The sequence below is a fragment of the Glutamicibacter sp. NPDC127525 genome (genome assembly GCF_042672105.1).
GTDB lineage: Bacteria > Actinomycetota > Actinomycetes > Actinomycetales > Micrococcaceae > Glutamicibacter.
On sequence record NZ_JBHXVN010000001.1, the window covers coordinates 150,643 to 172,387 of the forward strand.

A 21,745-nucleotide genomic window follows, 5' to 3' on the forward strand; every position below is an offset into this window, starting at 1 on the left:
CCGACATGAGGCGGTACTTGAGCTTAACGAACATGTCAGGACCGAAGCAATGGCTCTGAGCCAATTCTTTCGGGGTTAAAGACCACTGGGCTGGTTGAAGAGTAATCTTCAACTAGCCCAGTGGCGCGCTCGCCTGCAGCTGCCGGAACGGCTAGACGCTGCGGATGGCGACCACGGCGTTATGGCCGCCGAAGCCGAAGGAGTTATTCAGCGCAACGATGGAGCCCTCTGCAGGCAGCTGCGCAGGCTGGCCGGTGACGACCTTCAACGGGATCTCTGGATCCTGATTGTCCAGGTTAATGGTCACCGGGGCCTTGCGGTTGTAGATGGCCAGTGCGCACAGCACGGACTCCACGGCACCGGAAGCGCCCAGCAGGTGGCCCATCTGTGACTTGGTCGCGGATACCCACACGTTCTCGAGGTGATCGCCCAGGGCGTTCTTCAGCGCAGCGTATTCCGGCTTGTCGCCAACTGGGGTGGAGGTTGCGTGGGCGTTCACATGGACCACGTCCTCTGGCTGGATGCGGCCATCGAACATGGCAGCCTTCAGCGCACGGGTTGCACCCATGCCTTCTGGATCCGGTGCGGTGATGTGGTGCGCATCGGAGGTGACCGAGGAGCCTGCCAGCTCGGCGTAGATGCGTGCGCCGCGGGCGATTGCATGCTCTTCGGCTTCCAGTACCAGCGCGCCAGCGCCCTCGCCCATGACAAAGCCATCACGGTCGGTGTCGTAGGGACGCGAAGCCTTGGTCGGATCATCGTTGCGGCGGGAGAGTGCATGCATGGACGCGAAGGCGGCCATCGGCATGGGGTGGATCGCGGCTTCTGCGCCACCGACCATGACCACATCGGCCTTGCCCGAACGGATCAGTTCCAGGCCAACGTGCATCGCTTCGGTACCCGAAGCGCAAGCCGAAACCGGGGTATGCGCGCCACCGGCGGCACCCAGGTCCAGCGACACGGCAGCTGCTGGGCCGTTAGGCATCAGCATTGGCACGGTCATGGGCAGGACGCGGCGTGGGCCCTTTTCACGCAGGGTGTCCCAGGCGTTGAGCAGGGTCCAGACGCCGCCGATGCCGGTAGCGAAGGCAACGGCCAGCTTGTTCTGGTCCATCTCTTCCTTGTCCAGGCCTGAGTCGGCCCAGGCTTCACGGGCCGCAACCACAGCGAACTGGGTCGATGGGTCCATGCGCTTGGTCTCCGGGCGGGAGAGTACCTCGGTCGGCTGCACAGCAGCGCGGGCGGCGAAGGTGACCGGCAGGTCGTATTCCTTAACCCAGTCATCTTCCAGGGTTACGGCGCCGGAGACGCCCTTGAGGGCGTTTGCCCATAGGGTGGGGACATCCCCGCCGATTGGGGTGGTGGCTCCGAGACCGGTGATCACTACTTTGCGCGCCATCATCAAACTCTCTACTGTGCGAATAAGAACTGTGCTTGGAAATTCAGGGGGCCGGCTTGACGTACCGGCCGGTGTGCGCGGCTTGCCCGCACAACGGTGTGGCGAAAAACGCCGGGAAGCTTAGGCCTGTGCCGCAGCGATGAAGTTGACGGCGTCGCCGACGGTCTTCAGGTTCTTGACCTCTTCGTCAGGGATCTTGACCTCGAACTTTTCCTCAGCCTCAACGACGATGGTCATCATCGAGATCGAGTCGATGTCCAGGTCCTCGGTGAAGGACTTGTCCATCTGCACGTCTGCTTCGTCCAGGCCGGTCTCGGAGTTGACGATTTCGGCGAGGCCCGCCAGGATTTCTTCGTTGCTAGCCATGGATGGCTCCTTTTCTTCTTAGCCGGAGGACTCCGGTCATTTTTGTGGCTGGGCGCGGATCCTGTTTCCAGGAACCGGTTCCAGCCGGCTTAATGAAACTTTGGTGGCGCATCAAGAATGCGCGGCACGTTTCGTCGGTTTAAAGCTTAGGCCAGAGACGCGCTCGGCGGACGCAACATGACGTTCCCGGCGTGCACAATCTGTGAACGGCGCAAAAGCCTAGTTGGCGGTGTGCTCGGCGATGAACGCCTTGGCAGCTTCCAGATCCGCTGGACTCTTCACCGCCAGGGTCTTCACGCCCTTGAGACCACGGCGGGCCAATCCCACCAGGGTTCCGGCCGGTGCCAGTTCCAGCACACCGGTCACGCCAGCTTCGGCCAGCGTCTGCATGCACAGGTCCCAGCGGACCGGGCGCGATACCTGGGCGACCAGCGAATCGAGGTTCGCCTGGCCATCGGCTACGGCCTTGCCGTCGAAGTTCGAGAGCAGGGTTGCCGCTGGTTCCTTCGGGGTGATGGTTCCGGCCAGTTCCTCCAGGATGCCAACTGCTGGCTGCATGTGCGCGGTATGGAATGCGCCGGCAACCTTCAGGGGGATCACGCGAGCCTTGGCCGGCGGGTTCTCGCCCAGGGCCGCGAGCTGCTCCATGGTTCCTGCGGCCACAATCTGGCCGCCGCCATTGGCGTTGGCCGGGGTCAGGCCCAGCTCGTCGAGCTTGACCAGCACCTCATCCGGGTCGCCGCCGAGCACTGCTGCCATGCCGGTCGGAGTCGCCGCAGCGGCTTCGGCCATGGCGTTGGCGCGGACCTTCACGAAATTCATGGCGTCAGCTTCGTCCAGCGCACCGGCCAGCGCCGACGCGGTGATCTCGCCAACCGAGTGGCCGGCCACCATGGCACCTGCCGGCAGTGAGCTGCCAAAGAGCGCACGGGCTGTAACCAGGCCGGCGGCGACGATCAGCGGCTGGGCGACGGCGGTGTCCTTGATGGTCTCTTCATCGGAGGTGGTGCCGTGGGCGGTGAGGTCGCGCTCGGTGATCGAGCTGAGCGCCTGCAAATGCTCGGCCACACCATCGACGTCGAGCCATTCGGTGAGGAAACCTGGGGTCTGGGAGCCCTGTCCGGGGCAAACGATTGCTAACACTCTTACAGCTTTCCAAATGTTGGGAGCTTTTGGCGCTTCATTTGAGTACCAAGCTCGTGGTGACTGTTTGTAGGATCTCTACAAAAGCCTAGCGTATCCAGAAGCTGAATTCCGCTGTAATGCGCGATCAACTCGGAATTATCGGTGTCGGGAGCTCGATGCTCTTTGGTTGAAGCCTACAAGTTCGATTCGTGAAGCCGTCCGAAAAGTAGCGCGGTTTGCAGTACGAACGCATCCCGGGGAACCAGTGGATCCCAACCGGTGACTTCGCTGACCCGCTTGAGCCGGTAGCGCACCGTGTTGGCATGGACAAACAGTTCCCGGGCGGTGCCTTCGAGCGAGTGGCCGAGCGCCAAGTAGCTGGAGAGCGTTTCAGCCAGGCCATTGGAGGCCTGCTGCAGCGGCATGTAGACCTGGTCCACCAGCGCCGTGCGGGCCAGTTCATCGCCGTTGCAGGCACGCTCTGGCCACAGGTCATCGGCACCGACCGGATTCGGCGCTTGCGGCCAGGCCTTGGCGGCGCTGAATCCCGCCACGGCTGCCACCGCGGCGTGGTGCATCTCCTTCACCGTCGGAGCCATGGGGGAGTAGACCAGCGGGCCGGGCCCGAAGAACCGGGTCAGCCGGCTCAGATCCGCTTCTTCGAATTTGGTGTCCGAAAGCATCAGCACCGAGCGGTCGCCGAGCACGCCCACCAGCGAATCGCGCGAGTAGCGGATGGCAATACGGCGCAGGGCCGAGACGAAGGTGGCCGGGTTGGACGAAGGGGTGGTGCCCACCAGGATGCGGATATTCTTCTGCGACTTCCAGCCAATGGCCGCAATGCGCGAGGAGAGCGAGTCGTGGGCCTCGCCGTGCAGCACCGCGTCGACCACATGGGCCTCCAAGCGCGAGTCCCAGGCGCCGCGGGTTTCGGCGGCGCGGGCATAGACATCGGCGGCGGCAAAAGCTACTTCGCGCGAATAGCGCAGCACCGCTTCGCGCAGGGCTGCCTGCTCATGCTCGGCGGCGATGTCGGGCACCTGGGATTCGACCACTTCCACGATGGTGCGCAACAGGCCCAAGGCCTTCTGCAGGGAGATGGATCGGGTCAGCTCCGTGGGAGCGGCGCCGAAGACGTCGGTCACCACCCAGGACGGGGTGGAGGAGGGATCCTCGTACCAGGTAACGAAGGTGGAGATGCCCTTCTGGGCGATCAGCCCCAGGGCGGCGCGCTCATTGGGCGCCAGCGATCGGTACCAGGGCAGTTGCTGGTCCAGGTATTTCAGCGCGGTGGTGGACAGGACGCCAATATGGCTTTTGAGTCGCTTGAGCGTTTCACTGCTGGGTGCCTGGGATCGGCTGGGACGGTTCTTCGGAGCTGCGGCGGCATCCATTTCAGGACTCATGGGTTCCAGCTTAGTTTCTTTTCTTCCCCCGCGCCCGGCACAGCAGGTAATGGTGAGATTAAATGAGCCAGCTGCCCGGCAACGAGGAAAACCTCGTCATCGGGCAGCTGCTCAATGCGGCGCCGGAGCAAGCTCCGGGCACCTGGACCCTGGGGCCTAGGCGTCGCCGCCAGCGTTGCCGGACTGGCCGGCGTTGGCGTTGTTCAGGTCGTACTTGGCGTGCGCCTTCACTGCGGTGTCCGCAGGGATTTCGCCGCGCTCAACCAGCGACTGCAAGGTCTGCACTACCAGCGAGTGCGCATCGATCTTGAAGAAGCGGCGGGCTGCGGCACGGGTATCCGAGAAGCCGAAGCCGTCCGCGCCCAGGGTGTGGAACTCACCTGGCACGTACGGGCGCAGCTGCTCGGGCACGGCGCGCATGTAGTCGGTGGTCGCGATGACTGGGCCCGGGGTGGACTCCAGCTTCGAGGTCACGTACGGGGTGCGGCGCGGCTTCGATGGATCCACGAGCACCTCGGCGTCGGCGCGCTGGCCGTCGCGGGCCAGTTCGTTCCACGAGGTGACCGACCAGACATCAGCCGAAACGCCCCACTCCTCGGCCAGGATGGCCTGGGCTTCCAGCGCCCATGGCACGGCCACGCCCGAGGCCAGCAGCTGTGCGCGCGGGCCGTCGGTGGTAGCTTCCTTGAGCAGGTGGATGCCCTTGATGATGCCTTCGATGTCAACGTTCTCCGGCTCAGCTGGCTGGCTGATCGGCTCGTTGTACACGGTCAGGTAGTACATCACGTTCGGATCGGCGTGGGTTCCGCCGTACATGCGTTCCAGGCCGGAGCGCATGATGTGGCCGATTTCGTAGCCGTAGGCCGGATCGTAGGTGATCACAGCAGGGTTGGTCGAGGCCAGGATTGGCGAGTGGCCATCTGCGTGCTGCAGGCCTTCACCGGTCAGGGTGGTGCGGCCGGCGGTAGCGCCGATGATGAAGCCACGGGTCATCTGGTCCCCGGCTGCCCAGAACTGGTCGCCGGTGCGCTGGAAGCCGAACATCGAGTAGAACACGTAGATCGGGATCAGCGGTTCATCGTGGGTCGAGTAGCTGGTGCCGGCAGCGGTGAAGGCTGCGACGGCGCCGGCCTCGTTGATGCCCGGGTGGATCAGCTGGCCCTGAGGGGATTCCTTGTAGGCCAGGACCAGGTCGCGGTCCACGGACAGGTAGTTCTGGCCGCCCGGGTTGTAGATCTTCGCAGTCGGGAAGAACGAGTCCATGCCGAAGGTACGGGACTCATCTGGCACGATCGGCACGATGCGGTGGCCGAATTCCTTGTCCCGCATCAGGTCCTTGAGCAGGCGCACGAAGGCCATGGTGGTGGCCGCCTGCTGCTTGCCCGAACCGCGCTTGGCGATCGCGTAGGTCTTCTCGCCTGGCAGGGCCAGCTTCTTCGAAGCTTCCTGGCGGCGGGTAGGCACCGAACCGCCCAGGGCCTCGCGGCGCTCCATCATGTACTTGTACTCAGCCGAATCCTCGGTTGGGCGGTAGTACGGAGGAGTGTAGAGGTCCGCTTCGAGCTGCTCGTCGGTGATGGGGATGCGCAGGTGATCACGGAACTTCTTCAAGTCCTCCATGGTCAGCTTCTTCATCTGGTGGGTCGCGTTGCGAGCCTCGAAGTGCGAACCCAGGCCGTAGCCCTTGACGGTCTTGGCCAAGATGACGGTCGGCTTGCCCTTGAACTCCGCAGCAGCCTTGTAGGCGGCGTAGACCTTGTGGTAATCGTGGCCGCCACGCTTCAGGTTCCAGATCTCGTCGTCGCTCATGTCGGCAACCAATTCCTTGGTTTCCGGACGCTGGCCGAAGAAGTGCTCGCGAACGAATGCGCCGGACTCGGCCTTGTAGGTCTGGTAGTCGCCATCCGGGGTCTGGTTCATGATGTCAACCAGCGCGTTGGTCTTGTCTGCTTCGAGCAGGGCATCCCACTCGCGGCCCCAAGCAACCTTGATGACATTCCAGCCGGCACCGCGGAAGAAGGCTTCCAGTTCCTGCATGATCTTGCCATTGCCGCGAACCGGGCCGTCAAGGCGCTGCAGGTTGCAGTTGATGACGAAGTTCAGGTTGTCCAGCTTTTCGTTGGCGGCCAGCTGCAGGAAGCCGCGCGACTCCGGCTCGTCCATTTCGCCGTCGCCCAGGAAGGCCCAGACCTGCTGGTCCGAGGTGTCCTTGATGCCGCGGTTCTGCAGGTAGCGGTTCAGCTGCGCCTGGTAGATGGCGTTAGCTGGGCCGATGCCCATCGAGACGGTTGGGAATTCCCAGAAGTCTGGCAGGGAACGCGGGTGAGGGTAGGAAGGAAGCGCGTGGCCTTCCTTCGACTTTTCCTGGCGGAAGCCGTCCATGTCCTCTTCGGACAGGCGGCCTTCGAGGAACGCGCGGGCGTACATGCCTGGCGAGGCGTGGCCCTGGAAGAAGACCTGGTCGCCGCCGCCTGGGTGGTTCTTGCCGCGGAAGAAGTGGTTGAAACCTACTTCATACAGGGTCGCTGCACCGGCGTAGGTGGAGATGTGCCCGCCAACGCCGATATGAGGGTTCTGGGCGCGGTGCACCATGATGGCGGCATTCCAGCGCATGAAAGCGCGGTAGCGGCGCTCGATGGCCTCGTCGCCCGGGAATTCTGGTTCCTGGTCCACAGGAATGGTGTTCACGTAGTCGGTGGTGGTCACGTGAGGCACGCCCACGGACTTGGCACCTGCACGCTGCAGCAGCGAGCGGATAATGAACTGGGCACGCTCGGTGCCCTGGGTCTCTACGAGGGAGTCAAACGAGTCCATCCATTCCTGAGTTTCCTCAGGATCCCGATCGGACAGCTGGTAAGTCAACCCGCTACGGATCTGGGAGATGTGTTCCTCTACAGCCACGGAAGCTCCTTGATTGAATTGCGGCTCCGACGCTGTGCAGTTTTGCGCTGCGGTGCATCGGTATTGGGACAACGGGTGCAGTAGCACTGGAATGATGTGCACTGCCGGTTCATATGCAACTCTAGTGTTAAACGATCCAGTTTTGTGGCGCGTTTTCCAGCAAAAACCGGTTTAAATCAGACATTTGAAGTGACTTGCGCAACTAGGTACGGGAGCTAACTTCCTCATGGCCATGTCAATATGATGCGGGTCACTGAAATGTGGGTTATATTTGTTCGGCGTGTTATCGCTGTAGCGCTTGAACGGAGCGGCAAAACCGTGTTTCGTTGGTAGTAACGCTTTGCACCAGCAGGAGGAATGAAGTGAGCGACGCCGTATCGGCAAACTTGGAGCCCGCCAAAAAATTGGGCTTCGCTAATGAAGACCTTATTCAGGAACTGGGTTACGACGATGACGTGGATTACGATCTGCGCGAATCGATCGAGGACCTGATTGGTTCAGAGCTGCTCACCGAAGAGGACCATGACGTTGTCGACGCAGTCATTTTCTGGTGGCGCGACGGCGATGGAGATCTAGTTGACGCATTGATGGACGCGCTGAACTGCCTGGACGAGAGTGGCATCGTTTGGTTGCTTACTCCTAAGCAGGGCCGCGAGGGACATGTATCCCCAGCACTTATCCAGCAGGAGGCGCCAACCGCTGGCCTGCATGTAACTACTAGTGAAGGCGTTTCGGAGGATTGGTCCGCAATCCGCCTCGCCCCGCGTAAGAAGAACTAATGATTCAAACAGGTTCACGCCTGTTCGACTTCTCGCTGGAAAATCAGTACGGCGAAACGATAACCAGTACCGGGCTGTCTGGCGGCCGGGTGCTGGTTGTCTTTTATCCCTGGGCATTTTCGCGGGTATGCGGGTCGGAACTGGCAACACTCCAAGAGCACTACGAATTCTTCACGCAGCACCGGGTGCGCATCGTGGCCATTTCGGTGGACCATAAATTCACCCTGCGCAACTATGCGCAGTCGCTTGGCTTGGACTTCGAGCTGCTGGCCGATTTTTGGCCTCATGGGGCGGTGGCGCAACAGGCCGACGCCTTTGACCCTGAGCGTGGGGTCGCGGCCAGATTGACGCTGTACCTGGTTGACGGTGAAGTGCGCGATATTTTCCGCAGCGAGATGACGCAGCCAAGAAGCATTGATGATTACAAGGCGGCAGTGGAACGCGCCGTTTAGCGTGCCGATATGGGCTGTGCTCCAGTTCACGAAAAAAGTCGGCTCACCGATTTGCCCGGACGCAGAAACCTGTGTAGAGTTATTCCTCGTTGGCTTGCAAAAGCGAACATGGTAAGGGCCTTTAGCTCAGCTGGTAGAGCGTCACGTTTACACCGTGAATGTCATCGGTTCGATCCCGGTAGGGCCCACCAAATAAGAATCCTCGATCCATTCGGATCGGGGATTTTTTGTCTCCTTGAGGCGATTTTTCCACTCGGGCAAGTCCTGCGGTGCCCATAGTGCCGGCTTCATGGAATATTTGATCCTCGATGACGCTGGACTCCTGGCATTGTCGTCCGAAGCCAGCGTGGCTGAGCCGGTGGCCCTTGCGCGGCACCGGAGGGTGCTTCGAATCTGCGAACCCGGTACAGCGATCTGGCATCGCTGTTTTCCAATGCCCCGTGGAGGGTGGCGGCGTCGTCTTCGATCACCGCTTCCTGGTACGTGCTATCGCTCATCGAGCTGCTTCGCTTCCACCTGCGGGGCAAGTCCGCAGATCCAGGCGCCTCGTGTTCTTCCGCGCTGGACTGAGCTCGCGCCTCGGTGGCGCTGGTCCCAGTGGTGCAGCGTGGAATAAGCAGGTGTGGGGGCGATGCTGGCGATTGCGGATTACCCGTGCATGCGAACAGCCTCGAACTTGCCGGCAACGCCACTGGAGAGTAGGTTCCAAGATCAGGCGATGTGGTGACGCTCGGCACTCTTTTATGAAAACCTCCATTTCAATTTGCCAAGTCAGTTCGGGATGCATTAGATTATTACTTGTTGCAGCGAAGGACTGAAGGAAAGAAACTTCCCGATTTCACACACTGCAGGAGGGCCTTTAGCTCAGCTGGTAGAGCGTCACGTTTACACCGTGAATGTCATCGGTTCGATCCCGGTAGGGCCCACCAAAACGAAGACCGCTTCAATCACTCTGGAAAGAGTGATTGAAGCGGTCTTCTTCGTATTCCCGGCCGGCGCCAGCCAATCGCCGAATGCCAGCGAAAGTGCGAAACTGGATGCATGACTGCACCAGAAGAAAACCTTTGGCTCGCCACCGTTCGCAAGAACCCGGACCACTCGCAGAATTTTGCCCAGCGCTGGCGCACGCTTGCCGCCGAAGGCCAGGATATTTTCGGGGAAGCTCGCGCCGTTGACGCGATGGTTGCCCGGGGCAGCAGAATTCTGGATGCCGGATGCGGGACCGGGCGGATCGGCGGCTGGCTTTCCGAGCAAGGGCACCAAGTGGTTGGCGTGGACCTCGACCCGCATTTAATCGATGTTGCCCGGGCAGATTACCCCAAAGCCCAATGGCGGGTCGGCAATCTGGCTGACTTCACCATCGCTGACGCAGCGGGGGAGAACCAGGAATTCGACCTGATAGTTTCTGCCGGCAATGTCGTCACCTTCCTCTCCGAGTCCGAACGCCGCCCGGCGCTGCAGCAACTGCGCGGGCATCTGGCGGCAGACGGGCGCATGATCATCGGCTTCGGCTCGGGACGCGGCTACGGGTTCGATGACTTCGAGGCCGACGCTTTGGAGGCGGGCCTGGCACTGCAGCAACGCTATTCGACCTGGAACTTCCATTTGCCTGCCGCCGATTTCCTGGTGGCCGTGCTCGGGCGCAAATAGCGCCATGCGCAAACCGAGCGCTGCAGGAAAAATCCACTTCGCTTCCATGCGACGTGCAATCGCTCTTGAAGGGCCCTGGCCTGCGGCTTCTGCCGTGGTCAGGAAACGGTGGGGCACGAGTCTGCGCGGTTGCTGCCGGCAGCGGTTGGCATCGGCACCGCAGTTGCCTCATTCCTCATCGCGATCGTGATTTCCGCCGAGCATTCGGCCAAGCGCAGGTCGGGGACCAACGGTCCCTCGATGGCGCAAGGGGCGATTTACGGCAACACCTTCTGCCTGGGCCTGATCATCACCGCCCTGCTCGGATGGCGGCTGCATGCCCAGGGGCTGAGCTCAATAGGCATGGCGGCTTTAGCCATCACCGGCCTGTGCCTGGTCATCGGTGTGCTCGTGGTCGCCGGCTCGGTGCTCTTCAACGATCGGGTCCAGCTGTTCTTCGGGGCTTGGATCCTGGCTATTGCCCTGCTCTCACTGGCCTCGACGGCACCGCTGAACCTCTTGGCCGGTGCCGTTGGCGGGCTGGGATTCATCGTGCTGGGCCTGCTGCACGGCAGCAAGCCGGAACTGGTCTCAGGAGCGTTGATCCGGGGTGGGCATGCAGGAGCTTGACCCGCTGATCCACGCCCAGGCACGGCTGAGGACCGTCACGGTCCTGGACACCTTGCGGGCCGGGGACAGCATCTCGTTTCCCAAGCTGCAGGGCCTGCTGTCGATGACCTCGGGTAATCTGGCAACGCATTTGCGCACGCTGGAAGACGGTGACTACGTGAAGGTGGACAAGATCCTGGAGGGGCGCAGCCCAGTGACCTACATTGCCTTGACCCGCGCTGGGCGAACCGCCTTCGAAGAGTACAGGGAACAGCTTCGCGCACTGCTGGATGCGGTGTGATCGCCGGACGAACGTGCAAGGATACACGCAATTGCGCAGCCGGGGAGGAACCGGGAAAATCTGCCAGCTAATGCAGAGGCCCGGGACAGGTGAATCATCTGGGCGGCCCATTAGGCTGGAGAAGGTACGCTGACGAATCAACTGCAGAAGGAGATTTTCCAATGGGCCTAGGCGATAAGATCCAGAATAAGGCGCAAGAAGTTTCGGGCAAGGCCAAGAAATCCGTAGGCGATGCGACCGGCAATGAACGCCTGCAGGCTGAAGGCGTAAAGGACCAAGCCGCTGCGAAAGCCAAACAGGCCGGCGAGTCAGTCAAGGATGCGGCCAAGGACGTACGCGACGGCCTGGACAAGTAGCAACAGGCACGCAGGAGCTTAAACGGCAAAGGTGCCCGCGAATACCGCGGGCACCTTTGCCGTTTCTGCATGGAACGCACTCGGGGCTACTTGGCCTTGAGCCTCCACAATGAAGTGACTTCCTTCGAACGGGCCGCATGCAGCACGTCCTGGGCATCCTGTGCGCGGTGGTGCCTTGGCGCGGTGTCGATCTTGTCGATGACTTCAAGGCCTGCCGCCTCGATGGCCTCCAGCAGCAGCGCGCGGGTACGCAAGCCCAGCAGCTCGGCGAGATCCGAGATGATCAGCCATCCTTCGCCGTTCTCGGTCAGGTGACCGGGCAATCCGCGCAGGAACTGCATCAGCATCTTGCTCTCGGGATCGTAAATAGCCGCATCCAGGGTGCTCGGCGCGCTGCCCGGAAGCCACGGGGGATTGCACACGACCAGCGGGGCCCGGCCTTCGGGGAACATGCTGGTCAGTTGCGCACGGGCGGCGCCGGAAATACCCAAGCGCGCGAAGTTGTCGTTGGCGCAGTCCACCGCGCGCTGGTGGATGTCGGTGCCGATGACCTGCTTGACTCCGCGGCGGGCCAGCACTGCCGAGAGCACTCCGGTTCCGGTGCCGATGTCGAAAGCCAGCGAGAGGTCCTCCAGCGGAGCCACCGCCACCAGATCCACATATTCCTGACGGGTGGGCATGAACGTCCCGTAGGCCGGGTGGATTTTCGCTCCCAGTACCGGAACGTCCACACCCTTCAGGAACCACTGGTGGGCACTGAGCATGCCAGCTAGTTCCTGCAGGCTGGCCACAGCCCGGTGACCTGCCAGGTCCGCGGCCTGCTCGTAGCCGAATGCCACCGCCGGACCGACGATCGGCGCCCGGGGCAAGTCCAGGACGGCCAGGCCGTCCTCGGCGTGGAAATCCAAGGGAACCAGGATCAGCGACAGCATTCGTGAACGCTGGGCCCGGGCCTGCCGGATGGCGTAGAACTTCTGCGCATCATCCAGGACCTTTTTCTTGGCCTTCGCGCTGCTGGCCTTGGCCGCGTTGGCGGCCGCCATGCGCCGGTCCATGGCGGCAAGCAGCTGCTTGGCGTTGTGGAAGTCGCCGGTCCACAGCATGGCCGTGCCGCGGGCCGCGTGGCGCATGGCCGCATCCGCGCTCAAGCGGTCATCGGCCACCACGATGTGTGCTGGTGCCCGGCGGGAATTGGCGGACAGCCAGATGGCTGTGGTGCTGGTTCCTTCGTGGTCCCAGGAAACGGTCACAGGGGCGGTGGCGGAATGGGAAGCGATGGGATGGCCCTGTCGATCAGCGTTGCTCAAGCGCATGGCAACCGCGCATGAGCTGTTCTGTTGCGAGGGGCTGGAGTTCCAATTCTACCGGTCCCGGCCAGGCTAGCTGGGCCGGTGCCTGGCGCCCAGCTGTTCGAGGATCCTTATCACTGGAATCGAGCTGTCCGTTTCGGCTGCCAGCTGCCGGGCAATTCGCCGGGCGCCATCGGCCAGGTCCTCATTGGCCAGGACTCCGGTAATCGAGGACGCGAGCCGCTGCGCAGTCAAGTGCTTGTAGGCAATGGGCTCGGCAGCCGCGCCGAGCCGGTGGATGCGCTGGGCCCAGAACGGCTGGTCGGTGAAGACTGGAACCGGAACTGCGGGGACGCCTGCCCGCAGGCCAGCGGCCGTGATGCCGGCCCCGGCATGGTGCACGACGGCTGCCATCTGCGGAAACAGCCAGTGGTGCGGTACCGCGCCGATGCCCAGGATGCCAGGTTCGTCGATTTCCGGTTCCCCTTGCACGATAGTCCGTCTTCCGGTGCGCCGGGCAACATCCGTGATGAAGTCCGGTTCCAGCGCCTGCGTGCTGCCGAAGCCAATGAAGACTGGCGCCGGCCCCTCGTCGATGAAGTCGAGCAGCCTCTGCGACGGTGTCCATGCCGGATCGGCTGGCGGCCCCCAGTACCCGCAATTGACGATCCCCTCATGCCAATCAGCGGACCGTGGAACGATAACTGAACTGAAGCCGTGGAGAATGGGGCTCCGGTGCTGGCGGCGAAGGCGTTCGGAGGCGGCACGGCTGCGTGCGGGCAATCCCAGGGATTCGCGTACCCGCTTTGCTGGGAGGTCGTAGGGCGCCTTGGAAGCGGCGAAGAGCTGGCCGAGCAGCTTGTTGCCCAGTGGCCCGAAGCTGCGCGATGCACCCAAAGCCATGGGCGAGTACGCTGCACTGGGTTCAATGGGTTGCAGGTGCGCGCCGATCGCGGGGATGCCCATGGCCTCGGCCACGTCGTAGGCATAGGGTGCTACCGCATTGGTCATGATGATATCGGCACCTCGCTCGGCTGCGGCCATCGTTCCGGTAGCTGCCAGTTCGAAATAGTCCCGGAGCTCCCGGAGGTACCGGCGCAGATCCTTGGGGCTGGCCTTAGCGCCCGGAGCTGCCGGCTTGACCAAGGCGCCCATGTCGCCGGGGAGCTCCCGGAATCGGCAGCCTGCGGAAACCGCAAGGTCCTTGTATGCCGGGTTTGCCGCAATGGATACATCGAAACCATGGAGCGCCAGCTTCTGGCCGAGGCCGGCCATCGGCGCGACATCGCCTCGTGTTCCCGGTGCGATCATCAGCAAGCGCATGGTTCCTCCTGTAGAGTTAAATGCGAACAGTGTTCGCGGTTAACTATACAGCCAGAGCACGGCGCGCGATGCGCCCTGCGGGAAAGGACGAGCGATGACCGGCAACCAGCCTCGCACCGGGCCCAGGCCCCGGCACTCCCGGGACAAGATTGCCCAGGCGGCGATCGCGCTGGCCGATGAAGAAGGCATGGGAGCGGTATCCATCAGAGCCGTAGCTGCAAAGATCGGAGCAGGAGCCGCCTCCCTGTACCGTTACGTTGAGTCCCATGAGGAGCTCACCGGCCTTATGGTTGAGCAGATCAGCGCGGAATATGAACTGGAATCGCTGGCAGGTTCGGCTGCCCAGCAGCTTCTCGGCCTGGCCGCCCAGGGCCTACAGATCATGCGCAGGCATCCCTGGGTGCCCTCGCTGGCCATGGGCAAGTCGTCCATGGGGCCGAACGCCTTGGCCTACCTGGAACGCGGATTAGCGGCCCTGGAAGGCAGCGGGCTGGAGGCAGGGGCCAAGCTGCATTGCCTGGCGATGCTCAACGCCATCACCGCAGCATTTGCGCTCAATGAGCAAAGCCAGCAGCGGCCCGATGACCCGGCGGCGCTGTTCGCCCAGCTGGAAACAGGCCGCTACCCCCACCTGTCGGCCGCGCTGGGCCAAGCGGCAAGGCCCGTGGACCAGCAAGAGGCCTTCGTGAACGCGATCATGCACTATCTGCGTGGTGCCGGCGTTATTCCCAACTAGCCAGAGGCCATTCTTTGACATCTTCTAGGTGGTGCGGGAGCAATGTGGAAGCATGAATCCATAGCATCATCGCCTAGATCCAGGAGCTGAAATGCCCGCGCCCAGCGAAGCAAGCATGAAAGAAATCCACGAGCTCATCGCCGTGGACACCACCAGCCGCGACAGCAACCTTGCGCTGATCGGGAATGTCGTGAAGAAGCTGGACGCCTATGGCATCAGCTCCCAGCTGATCCACAACGAAGAGGGCACCAAGGCCAACCTGCTGGCCACCATCCCCGCCGCCGATGGAACCCGCACCGGCGGCATTGTGCTTTCCGGGCACACCGACGTGGTGCCAGTGGACGGGCAGAAATGGAGCAGCGATCCATTCGACGCCCAGGTGCGCGCAGACAAGCTCTATGGCCGCGGCACCTGCGACATGAAGGGCTTCCTCGGAGTGATCCTGGCCAAGCTGGACCAGTTCACCGCCGCAGAACTTGCCGAACCAATCCACCTGGCGCTGTCCTACGACGAAGAAGTCGGCTGCGTCGGCGCGGTGTCGCTGGTGCAGAGAATTGTTGACGAGAAGCTGGCGCCTCGCGGATGCTTCGTGGGGGAGCCATCGAGCATGCGGGCGATCCGCGGCCACAAGTCGATGAACGTTTTCCGCGCCGAATTCAACGGCGTCGCAGCGCACTCCTCGCTGCCATCCGAGGGAGTCAACGCCATTTCCTATGCGCTGCGCTTCGCGAATTTCGTCGAGGAGGTTTCGGCCGAGCTGCGCAACCATGGCCCGCGCGATGAAGCATTCATCGAACCGACCACCACCATGAACGTGAACAAGTTCGACGGCGGCATCGCGGTGAACACCATTCCCTCGCAGGCGGTGGTGTTCTTCGAGTACCGCTCGCTCGCGGTGGTGGACCGCGAGGCGCTGACCGCGCGCTTGCGCGATGAAGCGGCCAAGCTGGAAGCCCAGATGCGCGAGCAGAACCCGAGCTGCTCCGTGGAGTTCTCCCAGCAGGCGGGCGCTCCGGGACTGGATACCGCTGCGGAGGAAGAGATCGTGTCCTTCGCGGCCGCCTGCGGCGCCATTGCCACCGATGAAAAGGTCACCTATGGCACGGAGGCCGGGCTGTTCGCCGCGGCCGGCATCCCCACCGTGGTGTGCGGTCCTGGCGATATCGCCCAGGCCCACGCTCCGGACGAATACATCGAGCTGGAGCAGATCGTGGCGTGCGAGAACTTCATCGATTCGCTGATTGCGCAGGTCAGCTCGTGAGCGCAGAGGTGAAGGCGACACCCGAGCAGATCGTCAAAGCCCGCAAGGCGGTCATTTCCAGTTCCATTGGCGCGGCGCTGGAATGGTTCGACATCATTGTCTATGCCACCTTCGCGACCACCATTGCCAAGGTGTTCTATCCGGAATCGGACGGCACGTTCGCGCTGATTCTCACCTTCGCCACCTTCGCGATTTCCTACCTGATCCGCCCCCTGGGCGGCATGGTGCTGGGCAGCTACGCCGACCGCAAGGGACGCAAGAACGCGCTGACGCTCACGCTGGGCCTGATGATGCTCGGTACGCTGATCATGGCCGTGGCGCCGCCCTACGAGGTCGCGGGCGTAGCCGGTGCCTTGATCATCCTGCTCTCGCGCATGATCCAGGGCTTCTCTGCCGGTGGCGAGTTCGGCACGGCCACCGCATTCCTGATTGAAACCGCACCGCACAAGAAGGCGTTCTACTCTTCGTGGCAGGTCGCCAGCCAGGGTGCATCCATGCTGCTGGCTTCTGCCTTCGGCTACTTCCTGACCACCGGCCTGAGCCAGGAAGCCCTGGAGAGCTGGGGCTGGCGCGTGCCGTTCTTCGTTGGCCTGCTGATCGGGCCGGTGGGCCTGTATATCCGCGCCAAGCTGGATGAGACCGACGAGTTCGTTTCCGCCGCCAAGGAGAAATCGCCACTGGGCACGCTGTTCACCCAGCACTACGGCCGCCTGCTGGCCGCGGCGGCTACCATTGGCGTGGCCACGATTTCGGTGTACATGATCCTGTACATGCCGACCTTCGCCGTCACGAACCTGAAGATCCCTGCCGAAGCGGCTTTCCTGGGCGGCATCTCGGCGGGCATCATCACATTGTGCGGCGTCCCGCTGGTGGGCCATCTGGCTGACCGCATTGGCCCGGCCCGGGTGATGACCTACGCCGCGGTCGCGGCGTTCGTGCTGGCCTATCCGCTGTTCAAGCTGATGACCTCGAACCCGAGCGTGATCGTGATGGTGATCGTGATCGCGGTTCTCGGCGTGATCATGTCCTTCTACTTCGGTCCGCTGCCGGCGTTGCTCTCCAACCTCTTCCCGGCTGCCATCCGGGGTTCGGGCCTGTCGGTGGCCTACAACGTGGGCGTGACCCTTTTGGGCGGAATTGCCCCGCTGGTACTGACTTGGCTGCTGGACCTGACCGGGTCGCTGGATGCACCGAGCCTGTACTACATGGCAATTGCCGTGATTTCGCTGATCGGCCTCGTGGTCGTGCGAAAGCGCTACGGCCAGCGCTAGTCCAGCCTGGGATTCAGCCAAAGATCGCCGCAAGCTTCCTCGTGGAGCTTGCGGCGATCGCTTTTTCCAGCGGGTGCGCGCTTACAGAGCCACCAGAAGCACAGCCGTCCAGTGGCACAGGAAGGCCATGACGGTGCAGGCATGGAAGAGCTCGTGGAATCCGAAAATGCTCGGCAACGGATTTGGCCGTTTGGTGGCGTAGAAAACCGCGCCGATCGTATAGGCCAGGCCACCAGCGAGAATCAGGATCATCACCGCGGGGTTCGCGGCCCAGAACGCTGGCAACTGCATCAAAGCGCCCCACCCGAGCAGGATGTAGAGGCTGACTCCAACCCAGCGGGGTGCCGCGGGCCAGAATGACTTGATGGCAATTCCGGCCAGTGCACCGGCCCAGATGACGGACAGCACGATGATCGCCTGCGGACCGGGCAAGGTCAATGCCGCTACCGGAGTGTAGGTGCCGGCAATGAGCAGGAAGATGTTCGCATGGTCGGCCCTGCGGAAGAGGCCCATCACCTTGTCGGTCCAGTTGCCACGATGGTAAAGCGCCGAGGTGCCAAAGAGCAGGATCGAGCAGAGCGCGAAGACCGCGGTGGTCCATTCCGCCAAGCGTCCGTTAGCCAGCACGACCAGCACCAGGCTCATGATGATGATGCCCGGGGTGGACCAGGCGTGGATCAGCCCGCGCCAGCGAGTGCGCTCGGTGCCGATGTGCGCAAAGGTTCGCCCCGCTCGGCCTTTGCCTGCAGATGGTAGCGGTGCGGTAGCCATGGGTCTCCTTAATGTCGTGCGCGGGCGCTGGGCCCAACATCGAACTATACGATAACCGGCTGTCAGCGCGCTGTGGGGGGCATCGCGATAATTCCCGATTAGGATTCGAATATGGCAGATGACCAAGAAATCACCGACCACCTGAAGACTATTGCTCAACTCAATGAGCCCGGAGAAGTGCTGGCCAATGATTCACCGTTCATCTCCGTGCGCAACCCTGACTGGTTCGAAGAAGTGGGCCCGGGTTCGTGGAAGGCGATCGGGGAACGTGATCAGTTGCATCGGCGGCTGATCGACCAGGAACTGCGGGCATCGGGCAGCGCCAAAGCGCAGCGCCAAGCTGTTGTGCTTGCCGGAGCTCCGGGAGCCGGCAAGAGCAGCCTGCTGCGCGAACTGCTTGGCGGTCATGAGGATCACTATGTGGTGATCGATGCCGATGAATTCAAGGCGAACCTGATGCGCGAAGCGCAAGAAGACGGAACCTACGAAGGATTCTTCAAGCCTCGGGAAGTCAAAGAGCGCGAGAAGCGCGGTGAGCAGTTCTTCCCGATGGACATGGCGAGCCTGGTGCATGAGGAATCTTCCATGCTCAGCGAGAACCTGCGTGCCGCATGCTTCGAGCAAGGACTGAATGTCGTCATCGACAAGGTCCTTGCGTCCGAGGATTCAGCGCAGAAGCTGGCAGCTCAACTGCAGGAGGCCGGATACGAGATTCAGATCGTGGAGGCGTATGCGCCGCAGGATGTCTCGGAAGAACGGATCGTTGAACGCTGGGAAAAGCAGCAGGAAGCTTCCCTGGATGGCGACGACAACCTTGGTGCACGCTGGGTTCCCGAAGGATTTACCGATATGGTCTTCGACGCCCCGGGCCAGCGGTCCCGGCCAGCCGCCGTGGCCCAGATGTTCGCACGCAACTGCCCCGCGGTACTCAGCTTCAAGGTGTTCCATACCGCGCTTGGGGAAGCCGCGGACACTGAGGGGAGCCTTCTGCTTTTCGAATTGCGCAGGGAATCCGTGGGCTCTGAGCTGCTGCGGGTGAAGTAGCCAAGGCAAGAGAAGAACCCGCCGAGCAGCAGTTGGTACTGTTGCTCGGCGGGAATTCAAGATCCGCAGGACAATGGTCCCTCGGGAGGTGCGTTATGCCCGTCGTTTGGTGATGAAGCCCCAAATGACCAAGACGATCAGGGCGCCACCGATGGCAAGAAGCCAACTTGAGATCGAGAAGAACTCATCCACGCCCTCACCGAAGATAGCACTTCCGATCCAGCCTCCGAGAAGGGCGCCTACGACGCCGAGAATCAGGGTAGCGATCCAGCCGCCACCTTGCTTGCCGGGCAGAATGGCCTTTGCGATCGCTCCGGCAATCAAGCCCAAAACTATCCATCCAATGAATCCCATGATTCGCTCCAATGGTCAGACTGTGCAGTGGTCGGGTTCGATCCACTTAAAAACCGAGAGTACATGGCATTGAGCTGGGGTTCTACAACGACCTCGAAGAAATTCAGCATTTTCAAAGGCTAGGTTCAAGCCATGCTTGAACCTCGGGCCAATTGATCCGGGAATTCCCCATCTGGCCACATGTTTTGCAGAATCCTCCTGGTGAACCAGGTGCAACCTGTTGACAGCGTCCGCTGCCGCTCCTACTCTAGTTAAATCATACTTTATGACTTTGGCTACAAGATAAGTCATATATTAGGTTCACGTACGACGGAGTAAATGGATGAGTGAACAGGTCCCGCCCCTTGTTGTAATGGGTGTCTCGGGCAGCGGCAAGACCACCATCGGAAAGATGCTGGCTGATCAGCTGCATCATGAATTCATTGATGGCGACAACCTGCACCCCAAGGCCAACAAGGAAAAAATGGCCGGCGGACAGTCTCTGGATGACGCTGACCGCGAGCCGTGGCTGCAGCTGATCGGCGCCAAACTGGCCGAAAGCAATCGGCACCAAGCGCCGCTGGTTATCGCCTGTTCCGCACTCAAGCGCAGCTACCGGGATCTCATCCTCAGCTTGGAGCCAGCAACGATCTTCATCCACCTCACCGGTGTTCCGACCCTGATTCGCGATCGGATGAACGCGCGCTCGCACGAGTACATGCCCACCAGCCTGCTCGACAGCCAGCTGGCCACGCTGGAGGCCCCAGATGCGGACGAGCCAGTGCTCAGCGCCGATATTGCCGATAGCCCCGAGGACATCGTTCGACAGCTGATCGCTAAACTGTCCTAGCGCAGTGCGCTGGCAGCAATCCACAGACCACCCATGGCATGAAGCCCCCCATTGATCAAGGAAGACAATGACAACTGAGCTTGAACTGAACTGGACGTTAAGTACGCCCGGGCTCCTGATGCTGGCGGTCGGTGCGGTAGCGCTGCTGCTGGTGCTGATTATCCGCTTCCGCGTCCACGCGTTCCTCGCACTGGTGCTCACCAGCTTGCTGACCGCGGTCGCCTCCGGCATCCCTGCTGAATCGGTCATTACCACGCTGACCAGCGGCTTCGGATCCACCTTGGCCAGTGTGGCCTTGCTGGTCGGCCTTGGCGCAATGCTCGGACGCATGCTGGAAACCAGTGGCGGCGCCGATGTGATGACCAGCTGGCTGATCTCCAAGTTCGGCGAGAAGCGCGCACCGCTGGCGTTGTCGGTTGCGTCGCTGCTCTTCGGCTTCCCGATCTTCTTCGATGCCGGGCTGGTAGTCATGCTGCCGATCATCTTCACCGTGGCCCGCCGCTTGGGCGGCTCGCTGCTGCTCTACGCCATCCCATCGGCCACCGCATTCTCGGTGATGCACGTCTTCGTTCCGCCGCACCCGGGCCCAGTGGCCGCCTCCGGCCTGCTGGAAGCCAATGTCGGGCTCGTGCTGGTGCTCGGCCTGGTCGTCGCGATTCCAACGTGGTTCGTTGCGGGCCATCTCTTTGGAAAGTTTGTCGGCAAGAAGTTCAACATCCCGGTACCGAATATCCTGGATGCCGCACTGGGCAACGGCGCATCGAAGGACGAGTTCAAGTCCTCTCCTTCCGTGGGCACGGTGTTCAGCCTGCTGCTGCTCCCGCTGCTGCTGATCTTCATGAACACGGGTCTGAACATGCTCGGCTCCGCCGGCGTCGTGGACCCGGAGACCTCCTGGGTGCGCTGGCTGCGCCTGCTGGGTGAAACTCCGGTGGCCCTGCTGATCACCGTGCTGCTGGGAATGTTCCTTCTGGGCTTCCGCAAGGGCAAGGACAAGACCCTGACCGAGACCATCGTGGACTCCGCGCTGGGCCCGGTCTGCTCGATCATCCTGATCACCGGTGCTGGTGGCATGTTCGGCGGAGTGCTGCGTGCCAGCGGCATCGGCAACGCCATTGCCACCTCGCTTGAATCGGTGGGCATGCCGCTGATTGTCGCCGGCTTCCTGATCGCGGCCATCGTCCGACTGGCCCAGGGCTCGGCAACAGTAGCGCTGACCACCGCGGCCGCCATCGTCCAGCCGGCTGTGCTGGCGGATGCCTCGCTGACCGCATTCCAGGTCGCCGCCATGGTGCTGGCGCTGGCAGCAGGCTCGGTCTTCGCCGGCCACGTCAACGACTCCGGCTTCTGGCTGATCTCGCGCTTCCTGGACATCGATGTGCCAACCACCTTGAAGGTCTGGACCGTTGGCCAGGCGCTGGTATCGGTGGTCGGCTTCGCCTGCGTCATGGTGCTCTACGGCCTGGCGACCGCGCTGGCCTAACCAAGGGCAGCTAGAAGGACAAAAAATCCGCCGGGGCAGCGATGCAGATCGCTGCCCCGGC

Annotated in this window: 21 protein-coding genes and 2 tRNA genes; 14 read left to right on the plus strand and 9 right to left on the minus strand. The window is 62.2% G+C overall.

Translation table 11 applies throughout. The annotated features are described in order from the left end of the window. Positions 1-151: 151 nt before the first annotated feature. The 5 genes from fabF to aceE all read right to left on the minus strand — a co-directional run bounded on the left by fabF (position 152) and on the right by aceE (position 7,197). Positions 152-1,399 (minus strand): beta-ketoacyl-ACP synthase II, encoded by a 1,248-nt coding sequence (gene fabF, locus ACFVHU_RS00630; protein ID WP_388021895.1) that lies wholly within the window; start codon positions 1,397-1,399, stop codon positions 152-154. A 120-nt stretch (positions 1,400-1,519) separates the two neighbouring features. Then, positions 1,520-1,765, minus strand: a complete 246-nt coding sequence (locus tag ACFVHU_RS00635) for an acyl carrier protein (protein ID WP_105657746.1) — start codon at positions 1,763-1,765, stop codon at positions 1,520-1,522. A 219-nt stretch (positions 1,766-1,984) separates the two neighbouring features. Beyond that, positions 1,985-2,908 (minus strand): ACP S-malonyltransferase, encoded by a 924-nt coding sequence (locus tag ACFVHU_RS00640; RefSeq protein WP_388021898.1) that lies wholly within the window; start codon positions 2,906-2,908, stop codon positions 1,985-1,987. Between the two features lie 176 nt (positions 2,909-3,084). After that, on the minus strand, positions 3,085-4,296 hold the full coding sequence (locus ACFVHU_RS00645) for a PucR family transcriptional regulator (protein ID WP_388021900.1): 1,212 nt from the start codon (positions 4,294-4,296) through the stop codon (positions 3,085-3,087). A gap of 156 nt (positions 4,297-4,452) precedes the next feature. Next, entirely contained in the window at positions 4,453-7,197 is a 2,745-nt protein-coding gene (gene aceE / locus ACFVHU_RS00650; protein WP_388021902.1) for a pyruvate dehydrogenase (acetyl-transferring), homodimeric type, read from the minus strand. A 362-nt stretch (positions 7,198-7,559) separates the two neighbouring features. Between aceE and ACFVHU_RS00655 the strand changes: the two genes are divergently transcribed. The 8 genes from ACFVHU_RS00655 to ACFVHU_RS00690 all read left to right on the plus strand — a co-directional run bounded on the left by ACFVHU_RS00655 (position 7,560) and on the right by ACFVHU_RS00690 (position 11,323). Then, positions 7,560-7,976 (plus strand): DUF3052 domain-containing protein, encoded by a 417-nt coding sequence (locus ACFVHU_RS00655; RefSeq protein WP_105657750.1) that lies wholly within the window; start codon positions 7,560-7,562, stop codon positions 7,974-7,976. Then, the gene (locus ACFVHU_RS00660) at positions 7,976-8,428 is read left to right on the plus strand and encodes a redoxin domain-containing protein (RefSeq protein WP_388021904.1); all 453 of its coding nucleotides are present in this window, start codon (positions 7,976-7,978) and stop codon (positions 8,426-8,428) included. The genes ACFVHU_RS00655 and ACFVHU_RS00660 overlap by 1 nt, the downstream gene beginning before the upstream one ends. Before the next feature lie 115 nt (positions 8,429-8,543). Further along, positions 8,544-8,619, plus strand: a tRNA-Val gene (locus ACFVHU_RS00665). Positions 8,620-9,281: 662 nt separating this feature from the next. Beyond that, positions 9,282-9,357 (plus strand) — tRNA-Val (locus ACFVHU_RS00670). 112 nt (positions 9,358-9,469) lie between these two features. Next, complete coding sequence (locus ACFVHU_RS00675) at positions 9,470-10,078, plus strand: class I SAM-dependent methyltransferase (RefSeq protein ID WP_388021906.1); 609 nt, start codon at positions 9,470-9,472, stop codon at positions 10,076-10,078. Positions 10,079-10,186: 108 nt separating this feature from the next. Continuing rightward, positions 10,187-10,687 carry a hypothetical protein gene (locus tag ACFVHU_RS00680; protein WP_388021908.1) on the plus strand — a complete coding sequence of 167 codons (501 nt, stop codon included), beginning with the start codon at positions 10,187-10,189 and terminating at the stop codon, positions 10,685-10,687. Continuing rightward, positions 10,674-10,967 (plus strand): transcriptional regulator, encoded by a 294-nt coding sequence (locus ACFVHU_RS00685; RefSeq protein ID WP_388021910.1) that lies wholly within the window; start codon positions 10,674-10,676, stop codon positions 10,965-10,967. Before ACFVHU_RS00680 ends, ACFVHU_RS00685 begins: the two co-directional genes overlap by 14 nt. 161 nt (positions 10,968-11,128) lie before the next feature. After that, positions 11,129-11,323, plus strand: coding sequence for a CsbD family protein (locus tag ACFVHU_RS00690; RefSeq protein ID WP_105657755.1), 195 nt, complete (start codon positions 11,129-11,131; stop codon positions 11,321-11,323). Between the two features lie 86 nt (positions 11,324-11,409). Here the strand turns inward: ACFVHU_RS00690 and ACFVHU_RS00695 are convergent, their stop codons facing one another. Both ACFVHU_RS00695 and ACFVHU_RS00700 read right to left on the minus strand, forming a co-directional pair. Continuing rightward, a complete protein-coding gene (locus ACFVHU_RS00695) occupies positions 11,410-12,636 on the minus strand; it encodes a methyltransferase (protein WP_388021913.1) in 1,227 nt (408 codons plus the stop codon). Positions 12,637-12,702: 66 nt separating this feature from the next. Further along, on the minus strand, positions 12,703-13,935 hold the full coding sequence (locus tag ACFVHU_RS00700) for a glycosyltransferase (RefSeq protein ID WP_388021915.1): 1,233 nt from the start codon (positions 13,933-13,935) through the stop codon (positions 12,703-12,705). 94 nt (positions 13,936-14,029) lie between these two features. Between ACFVHU_RS00700 and ACFVHU_RS00705 the strand changes: the two genes are divergently transcribed. The 3 genes from ACFVHU_RS00705 (at position 14,030) to ACFVHU_RS00715 (ending at position 17,203) form a co-directional block, all read left to right on the plus strand. Next, positions 14,030-14,671 (plus strand): TetR/AcrR family transcriptional regulator, encoded by a 642-nt coding sequence (locus ACFVHU_RS00705; RefSeq protein ID WP_388021917.1) that lies wholly within the window; start codon positions 14,030-14,032, stop codon positions 14,669-14,671. Between the two features lie 91 nt (positions 14,672-14,762). Continuing rightward, positions 14,763-15,932 (plus strand): acetylornithine deacetylase, encoded by a 1,170-nt coding sequence (argE, locus tag ACFVHU_RS00710; protein WP_388021919.1) that lies wholly within the window; start codon positions 14,763-14,765, stop codon positions 15,930-15,932. Continuing rightward, on the plus strand, positions 15,929-17,203 hold the full coding sequence (locus ACFVHU_RS00715) for an MFS transporter (protein WP_388021921.1): 1,275 nt from the start codon (positions 15,929-15,931) through the stop codon (positions 17,201-17,203). The genes argE and ACFVHU_RS00715 overlap by 4 nt, the downstream gene beginning before the upstream one ends. 81 nt (positions 17,204-17,284) lie before the next feature. On the opposite strand, the gene ACFVHU_RS00720 is transcribed toward ACFVHU_RS00715, so the two are convergent. Further along, positions 17,285-17,974, minus strand: a complete 690-nt coding sequence (locus ACFVHU_RS00720; RefSeq protein ID WP_181148856.1) for a hemolysin III family protein — start codon at positions 17,972-17,974, stop codon at positions 17,285-17,287. Between the two features lie 111 nt (positions 17,975-18,085). Here ACFVHU_RS00720 and ACFVHU_RS00725 point away from each other — a divergent pair, with 111 nt between their 5' ends. Next, positions 18,086-19,018 carry a zeta toxin family protein gene (locus ACFVHU_RS00725; protein ID WP_388021923.1) on the plus strand — a complete coding sequence of 311 codons (933 nt, stop codon included), beginning with the start codon at positions 18,086-18,088 and terminating at the stop codon, positions 19,016-19,018. A gap of 93 nt (positions 19,019-19,111) precedes the next feature. Here ACFVHU_RS00725 and ACFVHU_RS00730 read toward each other — a convergent pair whose 3' ends face one another. Then, a complete protein-coding gene (locus ACFVHU_RS00730) occupies positions 19,112-19,372 on the minus strand; it encodes a GlsB/YeaQ/YmgE family stress response membrane protein (protein ID WP_105657761.1) in 261 nt (86 codons plus the stop codon). Positions 19,373-19,694: 322 nt separating this feature from the next. Here ACFVHU_RS00730 and ACFVHU_RS00735 point away from each other — a divergent pair, with 322 nt between their 5' ends. Both ACFVHU_RS00735 and ACFVHU_RS00740 read left to right on the plus strand, forming a co-directional pair. After that, a complete protein-coding gene (locus ACFVHU_RS00735; protein WP_105661221.1) occupies positions 19,695-20,201 on the plus strand; it encodes a gluconokinase in 507 nt (168 codons plus the stop codon). A gap of 67 nt (positions 20,202-20,268) precedes the next feature. Further along, positions 20,269-21,684: a GntP family permease gene (locus tag ACFVHU_RS00740; protein WP_332504551.1), complete on the plus strand. Its 1,416-nt coding sequence runs from the start codon at positions 20,269-20,271 to the stop codon at positions 21,682-21,684. Positions 21,685-21,745: the final 61 nt, after the last annotated feature.

Coding starts and splice junctions, on each gene's coding strand:
- fabF (WP_388021895.1), bottom strand. CDS start 1,399: ATGGCGCGCAAAGTAGTGATCACCGGTCTCGGAGCCACCACCCCAATC.
- ACFVHU_RS00635 (WP_105657746.1), bottom strand. CDS start 1,765: ATGGCTAGCAACGAAGAAATCCTGGCGGGCCTCGCCGAAATCGTCAAC.
- ACFVHU_RS00645 (WP_388021900.1), bottom strand. CDS start 4,296: ATGAGTCCTGAAATGGATGCCGCCGCAGCTCCGAAGAACCGTCCCAGC.
- ACFVHU_RS00660 (WP_388021904.1), top strand. CDS start 7,976: ATGATTCAAACAGGTTCACGCCTGTTCGACTTCTCGCTGGAAAATCAG.
- ACFVHU_RS00675 (WP_388021906.1), top strand. CDS start 9,470: ATGACTGCACCAGAAGAAAACCTTTGGCTCGCCACCGTTCGCAAGAAC.
- ACFVHU_RS00685 (WP_388021910.1), top strand. CDS start 10,674: ATGCAGGAGCTTGACCCGCTGATCCACGCCCAGGCACGGCTGAGGACC.
- ACFVHU_RS00690 (WP_105657755.1), top strand. CDS start 11,129: ATGGGCCTAGGCGATAAGATCCAGAATAAGGCGCAAGAAGTTTCGGGC.
- ACFVHU_RS00695 (WP_388021913.1), bottom strand. CDS start 12,636: ATGCGCTTGAGCAACGCTGATCGACAGGGCCATCCCATCGCTTCCCAT.
- ACFVHU_RS00700 (WP_388021915.1), bottom strand. CDS start 13,935: ATGCGCTTGCTGATGATCGCACCGGGAACACGAGGCGATGTCGCGCCG.
- ACFVHU_RS00705 (WP_388021917.1), top strand. CDS start 14,030: ATGACCGGCAACCAGCCTCGCACCGGGCCCAGGCCCCGGCACTCCCGG.
- argE (WP_388021919.1), top strand. CDS start 14,763: ATGCCCGCGCCCAGCGAAGCAAGCATGAAAGAAATCCACGAGCTCATC.
- ACFVHU_RS00720 (WP_181148856.1), bottom strand. CDS start 17,974: ATGGCTACCGCACCGCTACCATCTGCAGGCAAAGGCCGAGCGGGGCGA.
- ACFVHU_RS00725 (WP_388021923.1), top strand. CDS start 18,086: ATGGCAGATGACCAAGAAATCACCGACCACCTGAAGACTATTGCTCAA.
- ACFVHU_RS00730 (WP_105657761.1), bottom strand. CDS start 19,372: ATGGGATTCATTGGATGGATAGTTTTGGGCTTGATTGCCGGAGCGATC.
- ACFVHU_RS00735 (WP_105661221.1), top strand. CDS start 19,695: ATGAGTGAACAGGTCCCGCCCCTTGTTGTAATGGGTGTCTCGGGCAGC.
- ACFVHU_RS00740 (WP_332504551.1), top strand. CDS start 20,269: ATGACAACTGAGCTTGAACTGAACTGGACGTTAAGTACGCCCGGGCTC.